The organism is Paraburkholderia sp. BR10872, assembly GCF_040965835.1.
Classification (GTDB): Bacteria; Pseudomonadota; Gammaproteobacteria; order Burkholderiales; family Burkholderiaceae; genus Paraburkholderia; species Paraburkholderia nodosa_A.
This window is the reverse complement of sequence record NZ_JBFRCN010000014.1, coordinates 129,041-144,230: the sequence shown is the minus strand read 5'-3', so window position 1 is coordinate 144,230 and position 15,190 is coordinate 129,041. Positions and strand designations below refer to the sequence as shown.

Sequence of the window (15,190 nt, the reverse complement as noted above, 5' to 3'; positions counted from 1 at the left end):
CGACAAGGTGACGGAGTCGGTCGTGCAGGGCGTGACCCACGCGCGCGCTTCACTCGATACGGCGGTGTTCGAGGCTGCCGTCGCGGCGCTCTCCAGCGCGCGTCGCGTGTACTTTTTCGGCGTGGGCGCGGGTTCTGGGCTCGTTGCGCAAGACGCGGCGCTACGCTTGCTACGGCTCGACATTGCCGCGAGCGCGTTCACGGATGCGCATCTGCAGCGCCTTTACGCGGCGCTGCTCGAACCTGGCGACGTGGCGTTCGCGATCTCCCAGTCGGGGCGCAGCGTGGAAGTGAACGAGAGCATTCAGATCGCCAAGGAGCGCGGCGCGACGACCATCGCGCTCACGAGTGCGGGTTCGCGTCTCGCGTGGGTGGTCGATATTCCACTCTTGCTGCGCGTGCCCGCCGCGAGCGATGCACACGCGCCCGCCGTGGTGCGCATCGCGCATCTCGCGGTGCTCGATGCGCTCGCGCTAGGCGTGTCGCTCGGGCTCGGGCCCAAGGCGCTTGCCAAGATGCGCGACGCCCAGGCGCGCAGCGATGGCGCGCCCGACGATGCCTCCACGGTTGGCACACCCGAAGACGGGCGTTGACGCGTTGAAGCTTACGCAGCCGCAGCGCCTTCGCGCGGCTTGAGCTTCACCGGCATCGTATCCGGCACCATCGTAAACGCCTGCACTTCCTGAATCTTTGCGGGATCGATCGCCAGTTCGATCGTGAACGACTTCATCAGCATCGAGAGCGCGAGGCGCATTTCCACCGTCGCGAGATGGCGGCCAGGGCACACGCGCGGCCCGGCGCCGAACTGCAGATACGCGCGCACGTCATGGGCTTTTCCGTCGTCGGCTTCGCGTTCGCCGCGCTTCATCCAGCGCCACGGATCGTAGCGCAGCGGATCGGCGAAATGCTTCGCGTCGAGCATGGCGGGACGCGCGACGAAGAACATGCGCGTGCCCTTGGGCAACGCCACGTTGTCCACCACGACATCTTCGAGCGGCTCGAACGAATGCACCGACGCCACCGGACGCAGACGCGTGGCTTCGATACAGATCGCCTCGAAAATATCGAGGTCCTTCAACGTGGCGTAGTCGGGACAGACCGTCGAATTGCCGAGCACGCGTGAGGCTTCGTCGCCGAGATGCCGCTGCAAGGCCGGATCCGTGGCGAGGTAGGGCAGCGTCCACGCGATAGAGTCGGCGGTCGTGTCTTCGCCCGCGATCAGGAGCGTGAGCACGTTTGCGTGGATCTGCGCGTCGCTGATGGTCGTCTCACCGCCCGGCGCCTGCTGTTGCGAGAGCATCGCTTCGAGCAGATTGCGCGGCGTTTCCGACGGCTCGTCGCGCATGCGCTCGCGGGCGCGCGCCATCATCGCGTTGACGTAGCGGTGCACTTCCTCGAGCGAGCGCTCGAGCTTGCGGTCCGCCGGCAGTTTGACATATCGCCAGTACGGAAAGAGCGCGTTGGTGCGCCTCATCACGCCCGGCAGGATGCGCTCCAGGTGCTCCTGAATCACGCCGTGATCGCGCTCGAGCGTGCGCGGATCTTCGCCGAACGCGAGCGCGCTCGTTACGTCCACGGTGTAGCGCTTGAGGTCGTCGGTCATCTCGACGGTTTCGCCGCGCTCGGCCGCGCGTTGCCAGCGGGTGTGAAGACGCTGCGTGATATCGGCCAGCGTGGGGTAGAACGCCTTGATGTTGGGTATCGAGAGCGCCTGCATCACGAGCTTGCGCTGCGGTTCCCACGCAACGCCTTCTGCCGAGAAAAGGCCGTTGAAGCCCATCTCCTCGAACACCGCTTCGATGGGCTGATAGCGGCGGAAGCGATGCGGACGCTCGCGCATGATCTGCTGGATCAGCTCGGTATCGGTCCAGATCGTGATGGGGATGCCGCCCACCTGGAAGCGGTAGGGCGCGCCGAGTTCGGCGGCCCATTGCTCGAGGATCAAATGCAGACGCGGTGGCGAAAGCTGCAGCAGATTGCCGACGAGCGGCAGGCCGCGCGGGCAGGGCAGGTCGGCGATCTGGCGCAATGCTTGTCCGGTGGATGCCGTGCTCATGGGGTGGTTCTCATCATGTGGTCGTTTTTATATCGCGTGCGAAAGGCGCTCATAGCGGCGCGGCCGCCGCGCCTTCCATGTAACCGAAGCGCCGCGAGAGGCGTTCCGCGGCGGCGATCAGCAGTTGCGTTGCCGTGCCTTCGCGTGCGATGTCGAGGCTGCCCGAAGGGCCCATCACCGCGAGCACGAGGCACACGCTGCCGGTGTGGTCGAACACGGGCGCGGTCACGGTGCTGATGCCGGGAATGGGTTTGTCGAGCGCCGTGTCCACGCCCTCGGCGCGAATCGCGGCGAGCCGCGCGAGGTAGGCGGACGTGGCGCCTTCGCGCGGCTTCGCGCCAGCGAGCCGCAGTTCGTCCTGGGCGAGGAAGGCTGCGCGCACATCGTCGTCGATCCACGCGGCGAACACGCGACCGATCGACGTGTTCACGAGCGACATCACCGTGCCGGGGCGCAGGCTCACGTGCAGCGGCAGCGCCGATTCTTCGAGGCGCACGACGGTCGGGCCGAGCGGCCCCGGCACCGCGAGCGCGACGCTCATCGCGGTGGCGGCGGCGAGGCCCACCAGCTCGGCATCGGCTTCGCGAACCGGCGAAAGACGCGCAAGGCCGATCAGGCCAAGTTCGAGACTGAGCGGTCCCGCTTCGTAGCGGCCAGCCGCGTCGCGCGCGAGCAGGCCGATCTTCTGCAGGCTCACGAGGTGCGGGAAAGCCTTGGCGGGCGCCATCCCTGCGGCGGCGGCGAGGTCGCGCAGCGGCAAGGGCGTGCCCGCCGCGACGAGCGCGGCGAGAAGCTCGCCCGTGACATCGAGTGACTGGATGCCGCGTTGCGGTTTGTCGGCGGCTTCGGCTGCCATGCCGGTTGCGGCGTCTTCGCCGGCGGCTTGCATTGCGTCGTCGCGCGCAGGCCTGGAGCTTACTCGGGGCATGTCGGTGTCGATGAAAAAGCGGCGGCGGTGATTTCGGCAGCGGCGTCGCGCAGCGCGCGCACGACCGCGCCGTTCGTGCGCACGTCGATCACGCCGGTCGCGCCGATAGCGGTGAGGGTGAGGCTCAGTTCTTGTCCAGGGCCGAGCACGGGCACGCACACGCTGCTGACGCCGGGGCTGGGCGCGTCGATGGCGGGTTCGTAGCCGCGTGCACGGATGGCGTCGAGCGAGGCGAGGAAGGCGGCATCCGGCGTGCTTTCCGGGGGCGCGCCGGCGGCACTGGCCACGTGGCTGGTGCCGCGCCACACCGGCTGCGCGGTTTGCGTGGCCCATGCGGCTTCGAGCGCCTCGGGCGCGAGGAACGCGCAGAACATGCGGCCCGTAGCCGTGGCCCGCAGCGACATCACCGTGCCTACGTGCAGGTTCACGTGCAGCGGCAGGCTCGCATGCTCGTAGCGCACGATAGTCGGCCCTTGCGGCCCGGCAATGCATAGCGCGACGCTGCAGTTGAGCGCCTGCGCGAGCGCGGCGGCGCGCGGCACGGCCTCGCGCAGCGCCGGTTGCTGCGCCAGATGCAGCAGGCCGAGGCGCAGCGCGAGCGGGCCGGGTTCATAGCGCCCCGAAAGCGCGTCGCGCTTGATGAGCCCGAGGCGCGTCAGGCTCACGAGATAGGCATGCGCCTGGCTCGACGGAATGTCGCCGCTCGCCGCGAGTTCGGTGGCGCCAAGCGGCGCGCGCGCGTCGGCGAGGGCGCGCAGCAGGCGTCCGCCTACTTCCACGCTCTGGATGCCGCGCTGCGTGCGGGCGGCCGTCGCGCTGCTTTCCGGCGCGGACGCAGCGCTTTCATTGCGACGTCTCATTGCGCTTTTCTCTGGCTGAAAAAGGGTCCATGTTAACTGAACGGCGGCAGGCGTACGGGCTGCAGCGTGCTTTGGTCGGAAATTAGCATATAGCGATGTAATTCGCTATTGACAAATAAAAGCGGGAAGACCATGATGGCCTCACCCCGGCACAACAGCGGTCCAATTCAATTTCAAACGGGGCGAGACAACCCGGGCTGGCGCCCAACGCGCCCGGCCCGGGCGCGCTTCGCCCCGCCCCGGCTTCAAGAGCCCCTCGATACGGAGACTCAACATGGCAAAGGCGTTCGCATCCCAGGCCGACCTCGAAGAAAAGAAGGTCACCTTCACGCAGCTCTCGGAAAACGCATACGCGTACACCACGGAAGGCGACCCCAACTCGGGCGTCATCATCGGCGACGACGGCGTGCTGATCGTCGACACCACGGCCACGCCCGCCATGGCGCAGGACCTCATCGCGAAGATTCGCACCGTCACCGACAAGCCCATCAAATACGTCGTGCTCTCGCACTATCACGCGGTGCGCGTCCTGGGCGCTTCGGCGTACTTCAAGGAAGGCGCGCAGCAGATCATCGCGAGCCGCGGCACGTATGAAATGATCGTCGAGCGCGGCGAAGCCGACATGAAGTCGGAAATCGAGCGCTTCCCGCGCCTGTTCGCAGGCGTCGAAACGGTGCCGGGCCTCACATGGCCCACGCTCGTGTTCGAGAAGGAAATCACGCTGTTCCTCGGCAAGCTCGAAGTGAAGATCGCGCACCTCGGCTCGGGTCACACGAAGGGCGACACGGTCGTATGGCTGCCGCAGCAGAAGGTGCTGTTCTCGGGCGACCTCGTCGAATACGACGCTGCGTGCTATTGCGGCGACGCTCAACTCGCCGAGTGGCCCGCCACGCTGGAAGCGCTGCGCTCGCTTGGCGCTGAAAAGCTCGTGCCGGGCCGCGGCCCCGCGCTGCTCAATCCTGCGGAAGTCAACAAGGGTCTCGATTACACGAAGGACTTCGTGACTACGCTGCTCGCGCAAGGCCGCGCCGCCGTGGCGCAGAAGCTCGACCTGAAGGGTGCGATGTCGCTCACGCGCGAGGCAATGGACCCGAAGTTCGGCCACGTGTTCATCTACGAGCATTGCCTGCCGTTCGATGTGACGCGCGCATATGACGAGGCGAGCGGCATTACGCATCCGCGCATCTGGACGGCGCAGCGCGACAAGGAGATGTGGGACGCGCTGCAGGACTGAAGCGACAAACGTCTGGAATACGTGGCAGGAGACAAGAATGATCGACTATCAGACGCTGACCTTCGACTACGCGCGATGCAGCGAACAAACTCCGGACGCCGCCGTGTGCGTGCGTCCGGTCGTGGTGGTCGGCGCGGGGCCAGTGGGTCTCGCGACGGCCATCGACCTCGCGCGGCAAGGTGTACCGGTGGTGCTCGTCGACGACGACTGCACGCTTTCCACGGGCTCGCGCGCCATCTGCTTTTCCAAGCGCTCGCTCGATATCTTCGACCGCCTCGGCTGCGGCGACCGCATGGTCGAAAAGGGCGTGAGCTGGAACGTCGGCAAGGTGTTCCGCAAGGACGAACTCGTCTACACGTTCAACTTGCTGCCCGAAAGCGGCCATCATCGGCCGGCTTTCGTGAATCTTCAGCAGTACTATGTGGAAGGCTACCTGCTCGAACGTGCGCAGGCGTTGCCGAACCTCGAAATCCGCTGGAAAAACAAGGTGACGGGCGTCGCGCAGCATGGCACGCCGGGTGCCGCGGATGCGCACGTCGCGCTCGAAATCGAAACGCCCGACGGCCCATACACGCTGCTCGCGCGCTACGTCGTGGCCGCCGACGGCTCGCGCAGCCCGCTGCGCAAGCTCCTTGGTCTCGACAGCCACGGCCGCACCTTCAAGGACCGTTTCCTGATCGCCGACGTGAAGATGGAAGCGGACTTCCCCACCGAACGCTGGTTCTGGTTCGATCCGCCGTTCCATCCGAACCAGTCGGTGCTGCTGCATCGCCAGCCCGACAACGTCTGGCGCATCGACTTCCAGCTCGGCTGGGACGCCGACCCGGTGCTCGAAAAAACGCCCGAGCGCGTGATTCCGCGCGTGCGCGCGCTGCTCGGGCCCGACGTGAAGTTCGAGCTGGAGTGGGTGAGCATCTACACGTTCTCGTGTCTGCGCATGGACAGCTTCCGCCAGGGCAACGTGCTGTTCGCGGGCGACTCGGCGCATCTGGTTTCGCCGTTCGGCGCGCGCGGTGCGAATAGCGGCTTCCAGGACGGCGAGAACCTCGCATGGAAGCTCGCGATGGTGCTGGAGAACCACGCGCCCGACGCGCTGCTCGACACCTACGCGAGCGAGCGCGAATATGCAGCCGACGAAAACATCCGCAACTCCACGCGCTCGACCGACTTCATCACGCCCAAGAGCGCGGTGAGCCGCGTGTTCCGCGACGCCGTGCTCACGCTCGCCCGCGAGCATGCGTTTGCGCGGCAACTCGTGAACAGCGGCCGGCTTTCCGTGCCGGCGGTGTTGCGCGAATCGACCTTGAACACGCCCGACGAAGAGACGTTCGACGGCCAGATGGAGCCAGGCGCTTCGTGCGTAGACGCGCCGGTGCAAAACGCAGCGGGCGGCGAAAGCTGGCTGCTCGCGCATCTGGGCGACCAGTTCGCGGGCCTCGTGTTCAGCCGCGCGGGCTCGGCCTTCGATACCGCGACGCTCGACACGCTGCAGGCGCTCTCGCGTTCCGCGGTGCCGCTCAAGTTCGTGGTGATGCTCGAAGGCAACGCGGCTGTGCCCGCGGGTCTGCCTGCATCGACCGCGGTGCTGCGCGACGTGCACGGGCTGGCGGCGCAGCGCTACGGCGCGCAGGACGGCGCGTTCTATCTGATTCGTCCGGACCAGCACGTGAGCGCGCGCTGGCGGCGCGCCGATGCGGCGCGCGTGCAGAGCGCGCTCAAGCGGGCGCTGTGCGTGCAAGGCACGGCATAGAGGAACGAGGAGGCAACCATGCTGAACACCCAACCGAATCTGGCAAGACCGGACGACTTTTATGAAGCGCTGATCGACATGCATCGCGATCTCGACGAGGCGCAGAGTCAATCTGTCAATGCGCAGCTGATCCTGCTGCTCGCGAACCACATCGGCGAGCACGAAACGCTGATGCAAGCGCTTCGCTTCGCGCGCGCAGGCGTGAGCGCGCCGGCGAGCAACGGCGACACGGGAAAACTTGCGGCGTGAAAGCCTGAAAGAGACCGATAGCGTTAACACATGCGGCCAGTGCGAACTGGCCGCATTCATTTGCCCCACCTAATTCATCGCCCATTTGCGGCACTTCTCGCGCAAGCAATCGTTTGCGTTTGCAAAGCGCGCATGACACCTCGGCGCACTGGCTCGCGTCACCGACTTTCGGCATGCTTTCCACGCGTGCCATCTATGCAAGCTGATTCAAGAACGCCTTGGGAAACGCCGTAAACGCGACACATAGCACTCACTTCGCAAACGCATAAGATAGTCAGACAAATGCGGGCGATGGAATCGTTTTCCGGGGATACAACTTGAATCGCAGCAGTCAAACATGGTCGCGTACGGCGGCGCCGGGCGAGGTCATTTATTCGGAAGGCTTTGCAGGCGAACGGTTGATCTTCGTGATCGCCGACGGCAAGGTCGAAATCTCCACCCGCTGCGACGACAAGAAAGTCGTCATGGCCACGCTCGGACGCGGCGAATTTTTCGGCGAGACTGCGCTGCTCGGTGCGGAACCGCGGCCGAACACGGCGAAGGCGCTGAGCTTTTGCCAGCTGACCGTCGTACCGGCGAACCTCATCGAAGAGGAACTCGAACGCGTCACGCCGATGCTGCGCCATGTGGTGCGCACGCTCACGCGGCGCGTCAAGGCGAAGGACGATCTGCTCGCCACCTACACCCATGCGGACTTCATGCCGGGCGTACTGTCGTACGCGCATGTGCTCGCGCTGATTGCAGGGGCGAGCGATCGCGCCGAAGGCGGCGATACCTGGTCGCGACAGGGCGCGAGTGGTGCCGAAGTGAGCGTGCCGCTCGCCGACGTCGTGCAGAAATGCCGTGCCGTGGCCGGCCATTCTCGTCCGCATGTGATGGCCATGCTCCGGCGCATGGAGAAGCTCAATCTCGTCGCGATGCAAAGCGGGCAGGCCACGCATCTCGCCAACAATGCGGCAGCGGCAGAAGGCGCGTTGGGCCGCCAGGTGGTGACGTTCGACCCCGTACGCATCGTGGAGCGCGCGACGCAGGTCGCAGACAGCGATCTCGATGTGTCGATCAACAGCGAACTCGAACTGATCGAGCTGGGCGATCTCGAAGCGCTGATCGGCGTGGAGCGCAAGGTCATTCTCAACAAGCTCTCGCACGCCGAAATCGCCGATGAGGTCTTCGCGTTCCGCAAGTCGAAGGTGCTGAACTTCGTCGAGCAAAAGGGCGTGGCGTATTTCTCGAAGCGCACGGGGCGAGGCTCGGGCGAACTCAAGTCGCTCGACGATCTGTTGTTCGTCGATCAACGCACGCTGTTCGAAGCCGTGAGCGCACTCGATACCTACGATCTCGCGAAACTGCTCGCCTCGATCGAAGATCAGGCCGTATCCGAGCGCCTGCTCTCGGTAATGGCGGACGCACGCAAGAATGAAGTGTCGTGGGTCATGCGCCGCGACATCAAGATCGATCCCGTGGAAGTCGAAGATATCGAGCAGCGCCTGCTTGAAGCGGTGCGTGCACTCAAGTCGCCTGGCGGACGCCAGGCAGATCGCTGAGTTGGGAGACACGCATGGATCTGCTTACCCTGATCGGTATCGCCATTGGCGCGCTCGCTGTGGTCGCGGGCTTCTCGCTCGAAGGCGGCCATTTCGTCACGCTGCTCCAGCCCGAGGCGCTGGCCATCGTGCTGGGCGGCACGCTCGGCGCCGTGATGATCCAGAACACGTGGGCGCGCTTCTTCGACGCCATCAAGCATTTGCGCATGGCGTTCGTGAAAGCGCCGCGCGTCGATGAAGCGAGCCTCGCCGCCGTGCTGGAGTGGGGCGATCAGGCCAAGCTCAACGGACTGCTCGCATTCGAGTCGATGGACCTGCAGGGCATTCATCCGTACGCGCGGCGCGGGCTCGAACTGCTTGCGAGCGGCGTTTCGACCGCCGTGCTCGAAGATGCGCTCCAGCGCGAACTCGAAGCCTCCGGGCGCAAGCACATGGCGGCGGCGCGCGTGTGGCAGCAGGCGGGCGGCTATGCGCCCACGTTTGGCATTCTCGGCTCGGTGCTCGGCCTCATTCAGGTCACGGGGCATCTGATCGAGCCTGCCGAACTCGGGCCCGGCATTGCCGTGGCCTTCATCGCCACGCTGTACGGACTTGCTTTCGCGAACCTCGTTTTTCTGCCGCTGTATGGCAAGATGCGCGCGCATATCGAAAGCGAACTGCGCTTGCGCAAGCTCTATCTCGACGGGCTGCTCGCCATTTCGCGCAAGGAGTCGCCGCACACGATCGCCACGCGTCTCGCTGGCGAGGTGGGCGGCAAGAGCGGCGGTTTGCAGGGCGAAGCGAACGTATGGGCGCTGGACACCACGCACGCGAGCTGACCGCCCATGCTTTCCGATAAAGACTTGCCGCTCACGGCACAGTTCGATCACGACGAGGACGAGGGCGGCGAATCGAGTTCCGGCCGCTGGCTCATTTCCTACGCGGACCTGATCACGACGCTGATGGTGCTGTTCCTCGCGCTCTACGCGATGCAGCTGGCGAAGCATAAGGAATCCGAAATACGATCGGCAGCGCAATCGACGAGCACGGCGGCAGCGGCCGTGAAAATGCCTGCCGTCGATCAGGCATTGCTCGCCGCGCTCGAAACGCTGCGCCAGCGCGGCGAAATCACGATCGTGCCGGCGGCGCGCGGCGTGGAGATCGGCATCAACGCGAAGATCCTGTTCAACGCGGGCGATGCCACGCTGCTGCCCGAATCGCTTGGCGTGCTGGGCCGTATCGCCGAGGTGTTGCGCGCGGCGCCGGCGGGCAACATCCTCGTGGAAGGGCACACCGACAGCACGCCGATCTCGAACGCAAAATTCGCGTCGAACTGGGAACTCTCATCGGCGCGTGCGGGCGCGGTGGTGCGCTATCTGGTCGAGCGCGGCATCGAACCTCACCGGCTCGCCGCGATTGGCCGCGCCGACAACTTCCCGCTCGTGGCAGGCAACGACCCCGCGAGCCGCGCGCTGAACCGGCGCGTGACGCTGATCGTGCAGCGCTGAAGCTCATGCCCTACGCGTGATCGCCAAAGCAAACGCGCGTCACACTTGCATGGACGGCACGTCCTTCATGCAGCGCAAGGCGAACATCGACCGGCTGTGGCGAATGCTCGAGATGCGATAGAGCTTCTCGCGCAGGAAGCGTTCGTAACCGGCGGTGCCATCGACCGCCACCTTGATCCAGTAGTCGTACTCGCCGGAGACGAGATAGGCCTCCAGCACTTCGGGCAGCGCCGCGAGTTCTGCGCCGAAGCGCGCGAGTGCGTCGTCTTCGTGACGGTCGAGCGTCACTTCCAGAATCACGATGTCGGCGTAGCCCAGCTTTTGCTGGTTCACGAGCGCGACATAGCCGTCGATATAGCCATCGGCTTCGAGCTGGCGCGTGCGGTTCCAGCACGCGGTGGTGGACATGCCCACTTGCTCGGCCAGTTCGGCGTTCGAAAGTCGGGCGTTCTTTTGCAGGGCGCTGAGGATCTTGCGGTCCTGGTTGTCGAGCGCTTTGGGCGGGCGTTCACGAGGGCTCATGGCGAAAAAGAATCTTGTTCAGGTTGTGGCAATTTTAACGGAAGAAGATTCCGTCAATTGGCCAATTCTGCCTGAAAACGGGAAGCCTATACACGCTATTCCCCGGTATATTTTCCGCATGCCTTCTTGCCTGGCACGACCCACGCGGCCACCTCCCCGCAGTGGGAAGCGCCGTCGCAGCCACGAGCCGCGGCGGTCCGTCAGGGCCGTTTCCGTTGCATTCTGCGGCGGCTACCGGGCGTTGCGTGCGTTCACCGCGCTGCCAGCAATGTCCGGTCAGGCAGATGGCATTTGAAAACCGCGCTTTCGCGCGGTTTTTTGTTGCCCGTTTTCGATACCCGTTTTTAATAACCCCGGCGACCCCGAGCGCCGTTCGTCATCCGTCTTCGCCAGCACGCCCCGCAATGTCGATCCAGCTGTATCTCTCTTTTCTCGCCGCCGCGCTCGTCCTTGTCTACACGCCCGGTCCCGTCAACGTGCTCACCATGAGCCAGGCGCTCCGTGCCGGCTGGCGTCACGCGCTGCCCTGCGTCTGGGGCGGCACGTTCGCGGTGCTCCTCCAGCTCGCGCTGACGGCGCTGTGCCTCAATTCGCTGCTGCTCATTAGTGAGCATTCACTTACGGTCTTGCGATGGCTGGGCGCGGCCTACCTTGTCTGGCTGGGCGGCAAGCAGTGGCGCAGCCGCTCCTTGACGGGCACGGATGCCCCTGCCGAAGCCGATGGCGCGAGCCGTCGCGATTTGTTCTGGCGCGGTTTCGCGACTTCCGGGCTCAACCCGAAGACCTTGCTATTCTTCCCGTCGTTTTTCCCGCAGTTCATGAGCGCCGATGCGCCCTGGAGCGCCAATCGTCAATATTTGCTGCTGGCGGCGACGTTCGCGCTGCTGTTTGCGGGCGGCGTGGCTTCGATGGCGCTCTTTTCGCACCGGCTGCGCCACGTGCTGCAGCGGCCGAGGCGCATGCGCGCCGTGAATCGCCTGATGGGCAGCCTGCTCGTGGGTATGGGCGCGATGATGGCCGGCTTGCGCTGAGCGGCAGGCGGCGGATGGCTCGCGCGGGCGCGCGAACCGGCTGGCGTGACGCGGGTTTGGCGCGCGGCGATGCTTAAGGCGAGGTGGTCGATGCGGCCGGCGCTGCGGTCGGCATGGCCGCTGAGCGTGTTGCCGATTCCGCTGGCACGCTCTGGGGGCCGGAGGTCGTCGAGGCCGAGGCGAGCGTTTGTGCCGTTGCTACGCTAGCTGACGCCGCCACGGGCGTCGCGGCATTGTGAGTGGTCACACTCGTCGCGAGCGCCGCAGATTGCGGGTTTGCCGCAACCGGCGCCGGCACACCCATGATCGCCGCCGCGGTTGCGGCGCCGTGGTCGACCGGTGCGGATGCACCCGGCGCAGAAGCGGCAGGCGCAGGCGCCGCCGTGGCAGGCGCCGACGTTGGCGCGGGCGCAGCCGGTGGCGCTGTCACAACCGGCGCGGCCGGCAGCGCGTTGCTGTGCAATACCGCCGCGCCCGTCGCCGCAGCCGCCGCAGCGGCGGCTGGCGCAGCCGACCCGACCGTAGTCGCGGCGGGCGCGGCGCTTGCCGTTACCGGCTCAATGGGCGGCGGCAACGGCGAAATCTTGATCGCGCCGCCGCCCGGCACAGGCTCGCTGCGCGCCGAAGCGCTCAAATAGCGCCCCACCAGATCGAAGAAGCGCGAGTAAAACGGGCCCGACTGGATCGTCTCGCTCGAAATCTTGACCATCTCGTCGCTGTTCGAGCGAATCGGCAGCGAAACCGACCCCAGAATCGAGAGCCCCACGCTCGCCGACGTATCGCTCTTCTTGAGCGCGTAGCCGTTCTGCACGGCGTTCACGTACACCATGCTCGTATTGCTCGCGTCGCCCGGCGTGCAGACCACGTGCACCTCCACGACGATGTGCTGATCCAACGTCGGCTGGAAGTTCTTCGTGGCGTCGACGGTGTCGTCGCGCGTCATCGTCGTCATGTAGCCCTGGCTCAGCAGTGCGCGGCGCGACGATTCGCAGGCGTCAGTGCTCGCGTAGTTGAAGCTGCGCGAGAACTGGCTGGGCGCGGTGCTCAGCAGCTGATCTTCCTGGAACTTGGGCTTGGGCGAGGAGCACGCGCCGAGCGCAGCAGCCAGCGTCACCGTGATGACGGCGAGAGCGGCGCTGCGAAGCGGGACGGGCAAACGAGGGAAAACTTTTAAAAAACGGGACATATTCGGGGCAAACAGGGCAGCAATGCGGCATTGCATCGGACGGCATGCATTGTAGTTCGGTTCCGCTGCGCACGACCGAACGCTCGTTTTTTCGAGGCATTTCGAAAGCCAGACGAAGGCGTCTCGAAGCTTACATCCCACATGACAAAAAAACGGGCTTCCGCCCAATGCGAAAGCCCGTATCGAGCCGGCGCCCGGGACAGCGAGCGGAGAAGAGAACCCGCTGGCGTGCGCCGCAGCCCGGGTACCGCCGGCTGTTCTGTGCGCGATGCGCTAAATCGTCCGAGCCACACCTGGCGCCGCACCCGCAACGCGGCGTGAGTGGGGGCTCACTTCATCGGTTCACTTCGTCGACTTACTTCGTGCCGACCGTCGTGAGCGGCTGCCACTTGCCGTTCACGACCTTGTAGACCGTCACGCCGCCGTATTTGAGGTCGCCGTACTGGTCGTAGGCCGGCTCGTTCGTGGTCACGCCCTTCATGTTCGTCGTCTTGAGCAGACATCGACGTGATGAAACGCATTCTCGCGGCGTACGACGCCGCTTCGTCGCCCGCGGAGTGGGCCGAATGCAACCGCCAGTTCCATCTCGCGCTGTGCGCGCCCGCGAATAACGCGCGGCTGCGCAAGATGATCGAGGAGTACTGCCTGAGCACGACGAATCGATATCCGCACCTGCGCATGTCGCTCGATACGGAGAAGAACGAGGTGCAAGCGATCACTACGCGATCGTCGATGCCTGCAAACGGCGCGACGTGGATGAAGTGGTGGCGCTCATCGAGCGGCATATTCTCGACACCAGGCGCGAGGTGATGGCCGCGGCGCGGCTGGCTGGTCTGGATAGCTAAGCGTTTCTTCTCGCTGCGCAGAATGGAAAAACGGCGAGCGCCCATAAGGACGCTCGCCGTTTTTCTTGAAGCAGACTTGCGTGTGAAGCGTTGCGCTTACACCGCCATTTCGGGCGGCGCCTGGCGGAAGCACCGCGTGATCCAGCCGAGGTACACGAGGCCGAGCACGAACCAGATCACGCCGAGCACGATGGCGGTCTTTTCGAGGCTGCACAGCAGCCAGATGTCGGTCACGGCGCCGATCAGCGGGAACACCAGACCGCCGAGCAACCCAAAGCCACGCGTGCCCGCCGCGCCGCTGAAGTACTGGCGGATCACGCACAGATTCACCGAAGTGAACGCGAGGAACGCGCCGAAGTTGATGAACGAAGTGGACGTGGCCACGTCGAGCTTCAGCGCGATCAAACCGACGATACCGGCAATCGCGATGTTGATCGCAGGCGTGCGAAAGCGCGGGTGGATGTAGCCGAAGATCGACTTCGGCAGCACTTCATCGCGGCCCATCGCATAGAGCAGACGCCCCACGCTGGCCTGCGCCGAGATGCCCGAGGCGAACTGCGCGAGGATCAGGCCCGCGAGGAAAATCGTCACGAAGATATCGCCGCCCACTTTGCGAGCGATTTCGAACGCGGCCGAATCGGGGTCCTTGAACACGGCGCCCGGGTGCGCGAGCTGCAGCGTGTACGCGGCGATCACGAAGATCGCGCCGCCCACCAGCGCGATCAGCACGATGGCGCGCGGGATGGTCTTTTCGGGCTCGATGGTTTCTTCGGTGAGCGTGGAAACGGCGTCGAAGCCGAGGTACGAATACGCGGCGATCGCAGCGCCCGCCATCGTGGCCGAGAGCGGCACGTGCGGCTGGAAGAACGGCTGCGCCGTGATGAGCCCGCCCGGGCCTGCGGCCGCGGAGGCGTAGTGCAAACACAGGATAACGAACATTGCTGCGATGCCGAGCTGCACGATCATCAGCACGATGTTGAAACGCGCGGCGAGTTCGATGCCGATGACGTTCAGCACACTCGTGAGCACGATGAACGCGACGATCCAGATCCACGTGGGCACGCTCGGGAACGCGGCGCCAAGATACGCCGCGCCGATCAGCCAGATCACCATCGGCAGGAAGAAGTAATCGAGCAGTGTGGCCCAGCCGATCATGAAGCCCAGGTGCGAATTGAAGCTCTTGCGCGTGTACGTGTAGGCCGAACCCGCCACCGGGAAAAGACGCGCGAGCTTGCCGTAGCTGAGCGCCGTGAAGACGATTGCGACTAGCGCGATGAGATACGCGAGGGCGGCGGTGTCCTGGCTCGCGCCTGCGAGCACGCCGTAGGTGCCGTAGACGATCAGCGGCGCCATATAGGCGAGGCCGAACAGGAGCACGGACGGCAGGCCGAGCGTGCGCTTCAGGTGAGGTTCTTGAGTGCCGCGTTCATGCGACGGCGAGGCAGGCTTCATGATGCAGTTGTCTCCTGGGTGCTGCGGTTCTGGCAGGCATGGGCGAG

Annotated in this window: 15 protein-coding genes and 1 pseudogene; 9 read left to right on the top strand and 7 right to left on the bottom strand. The window is 65.3% G+C overall.

All coding sequences use genetic code 11. From position 1 onward, the window contains the following. Positions 1-592 (top strand): MurR/RpiR family transcriptional regulator (locus AB4Y43_RS14150; protein WP_368728042.1); only part of this gene is annotated, 592 nt, incomplete at its 5' end. 11 nt (positions 593-603) lie between these two features. Here the strand turns inward: AB4Y43_RS14150 and AB4Y43_RS14145 are convergent. Genes AB4Y43_RS14145 through AB4Y43_RS14135 form a run of 3 tightly spaced genes read right to left on the bottom strand, consistent with a single transcriptional unit; the run spans position 604 to position 3,843 of the window. After that, positions 604-2,055: a cytochrome P450 gene (locus tag AB4Y43_RS14145; protein ID WP_368728041.1), complete on the bottom strand. Its 1,452-nt coding sequence runs from the start codon at positions 2,053-2,055 to the stop codon at positions 604-606. Between the two features lie 49 nt (positions 2,056-2,104). Continuing rightward, a complete protein-coding gene (locus tag AB4Y43_RS14140) occupies positions 2,105-2,944 on the bottom strand; it encodes an IclR family transcriptional regulator (protein WP_368728048.1) in 840 nt (279 codons plus the stop codon). Between the two features lie 26 nt (positions 2,945-2,970). After that, a complete protein-coding gene (locus AB4Y43_RS14135; protein WP_368728040.1) occupies positions 2,971-3,843 on the bottom strand; it encodes an IclR family transcriptional regulator in 873 nt (290 codons plus the stop codon). A 274-nt stretch (positions 3,844-4,117) separates the two neighbouring features. Here AB4Y43_RS14135 and AB4Y43_RS14130 point away from each other — a divergent pair, with 274 nt between their 5' ends. The 6 genes from AB4Y43_RS14130 (at position 4,118) to AB4Y43_RS14105 (ending at position 10,107) form a co-directional block, all read left to right on the top strand. After that, positions 4,118-5,077: an MBL fold metallo-hydrolase gene (locus AB4Y43_RS14130; RefSeq protein WP_069261608.1), complete on the top strand. Its 960-nt coding sequence runs from the start codon at positions 4,118-4,120 to the stop codon at positions 5,075-5,077. A 37-nt stretch (positions 5,078-5,114) separates the two neighbouring features. Next, complete coding sequence (locus tag AB4Y43_RS14125; RefSeq protein ID WP_069261609.1) at positions 5,115-6,827, top strand: FAD-dependent oxidoreductase; 1,713 nt, start codon at positions 5,115-5,117, stop codon at positions 6,825-6,827. 18 nt (positions 6,828-6,845) lie between these two features. Next, positions 6,846-7,076 carry a DUF2783 domain-containing protein gene (locus AB4Y43_RS14120; protein ID WP_069261610.1) on the top strand — a complete coding sequence of 77 codons (231 nt, stop codon included), beginning with the start codon at positions 6,846-6,848 and terminating at the stop codon, positions 7,074-7,076. A gap of 317 nt (positions 7,077-7,393) precedes the next feature. Beyond that, positions 7,394-8,620 carry a Crp/Fnr family transcriptional regulator gene (locus AB4Y43_RS14115; protein ID WP_342946806.1) on the top strand — a complete coding sequence of 409 codons (1,227 nt, stop codon included), beginning with the start codon at positions 7,394-7,396 and terminating at the stop codon, positions 8,618-8,620. A gap of 14 nt (positions 8,621-8,634) precedes the next feature. After that, positions 8,635-9,438, top strand: a complete 804-nt coding sequence (locus AB4Y43_RS14110; RefSeq protein ID WP_368728039.1) for a flagellar motor protein — start codon at positions 8,635-8,637, stop codon at positions 9,436-9,438. 6 nt (positions 9,439-9,444) lie between these two features. Continuing rightward, positions 9,445-10,107, top strand: coding sequence for an OmpA family protein (locus tag AB4Y43_RS14105; RefSeq protein WP_069261613.1), 663 nt, complete (start codon positions 9,445-9,447; stop codon positions 10,105-10,107). A 39-nt stretch (positions 10,108-10,146) separates the two neighbouring features. Here AB4Y43_RS14105 and AB4Y43_RS14100 read toward each other — a convergent pair whose 3' ends face one another. Next, positions 10,147-10,629, bottom strand: a complete 483-nt coding sequence (locus AB4Y43_RS14100; protein ID WP_028202732.1) for an Lrp/AsnC family transcriptional regulator — start codon at positions 10,627-10,629, stop codon at positions 10,147-10,149. A gap of 404 nt (positions 10,630-11,033) precedes the next feature. Here AB4Y43_RS14100 and AB4Y43_RS14095 point away from each other — a divergent pair, with 404 nt between their 5' ends. Further along, positions 11,034-11,660 (top strand): LysE family translocator, encoded by a 627-nt coding sequence (locus AB4Y43_RS14095; protein ID WP_368682482.1) that lies wholly within the window; start codon positions 11,034-11,036, stop codon positions 11,658-11,660. A gap of 73 nt (positions 11,661-11,733) precedes the next feature. Here the strand turns inward: AB4Y43_RS14095 and AB4Y43_RS14090 are convergent, their stop codons facing one another. Together AB4Y43_RS14090 and AB4Y43_RS14085 are read right to left on the bottom strand one after the other, a co-directional pair. Further along, positions 11,734-12,816, bottom strand: a complete 1,083-nt coding sequence (locus tag AB4Y43_RS14090) for a DUF2242 domain-containing protein (protein WP_368728038.1) — start codon at positions 12,814-12,816, stop codon at positions 11,734-11,736. 385 nt (positions 12,817-13,201) lie between these two features. Then, positions 13,202-13,345 (bottom strand): annotated as a pseudogene (locus AB4Y43_RS14085) (branched-chain amino acid ABC transporter substrate-binding protein); the annotation flags it as partial. Between the two features lie 11 nt (positions 13,346-13,356). Between AB4Y43_RS14085 and AB4Y43_RS14080 the strand changes: the two are divergent. Beyond that, a complete protein-coding gene (locus tag AB4Y43_RS14080) occupies positions 13,357-13,656 on the top strand; it encodes an FCD domain-containing protein (RefSeq protein WP_368728047.1) in 300 nt (99 codons plus the stop codon). 131 nt (positions 13,657-13,787) lie between these two features. On the opposite strand, the gene AB4Y43_RS14075 is transcribed toward AB4Y43_RS14080, so the two are convergent. After that, positions 13,788-15,143 carry an APC family permease gene (locus AB4Y43_RS14075; RefSeq protein WP_368728037.1) on the bottom strand — a complete coding sequence of 452 codons (1,356 nt, stop codon included), beginning with the start codon at positions 15,141-15,143 and terminating at the stop codon, positions 13,788-13,790. Positions 15,144-15,190: the final 47 nt, after the last annotated feature.

Bases quoted from the DNA above. Each gene is read 5' to 3' on its own strand.
- AB4Y43_RS14145 (WP_368728041.1), bottom strand. From the start codon at position 2,055: ATGAGCACGGCATCCACCGGACAAGCATTGCGCCAGATCGCCGACCTG.
- AB4Y43_RS14140 (WP_368728048.1), bottom strand. From the start codon at position 2,944: ATGCAAGCCGCCGGCGAAGACGCCGCAACCGGCATGGCAGCCGAAGCC.
- AB4Y43_RS14135 (WP_368728040.1), bottom strand. From the start codon at position 3,843: ATGAGACGTCGCAATGAAAGCGCTGCGTCCGCGCCGGAAAGCAGCGCG.
- AB4Y43_RS14130 (WP_069261608.1), top strand. From the start codon at position 4,118: ATGGCAAAGGCGTTCGCATCCCAGGCCGACCTCGAAGAAAAGAAGGTC.
- AB4Y43_RS14125 (WP_069261609.1), top strand. From the start codon at position 5,115: ATGATCGACTATCAGACGCTGACCTTCGACTACGCGCGATGCAGCGAA.
- AB4Y43_RS14120 (WP_069261610.1), top strand. From the start codon at position 6,846: ATGCTGAACACCCAACCGAATCTGGCAAGACCGGACGACTTTTATGAA.
- AB4Y43_RS14110 (WP_368728039.1), top strand. From the start codon at position 8,635: ATGGATCTGCTTACCCTGATCGGTATCGCCATTGGCGCGCTCGCTGTG.
- AB4Y43_RS14105 (WP_069261613.1), top strand. From the start codon at position 9,445: ATGCTTTCCGATAAAGACTTGCCGCTCACGGCACAGTTCGATCACGAC.
- AB4Y43_RS14100 (WP_028202732.1), bottom strand. From the start codon at position 10,629: ATGAGCCCTCGTGAACGCCCGCCCAAAGCGCTCGACAACCAGGACCGC.
- AB4Y43_RS14095 (WP_368682482.1), top strand. From the start codon at position 11,034: ATGTCGATCCAGCTGTATCTCTCTTTTCTCGCCGCCGCGCTCGTCCTT.
- AB4Y43_RS14080 (WP_368728047.1), top strand. From the start codon at position 13,357: ATGAAACGCATTCTCGCGGCGTACGACGCCGCTTCGTCGCCCGCGGAG.
- AB4Y43_RS14075 (WP_368728037.1), bottom strand. From the start codon at position 15,143: ATGAAGCCTGCCTCGCCGTCGCATGAACGCGGCACTCAAGAACCTCAC.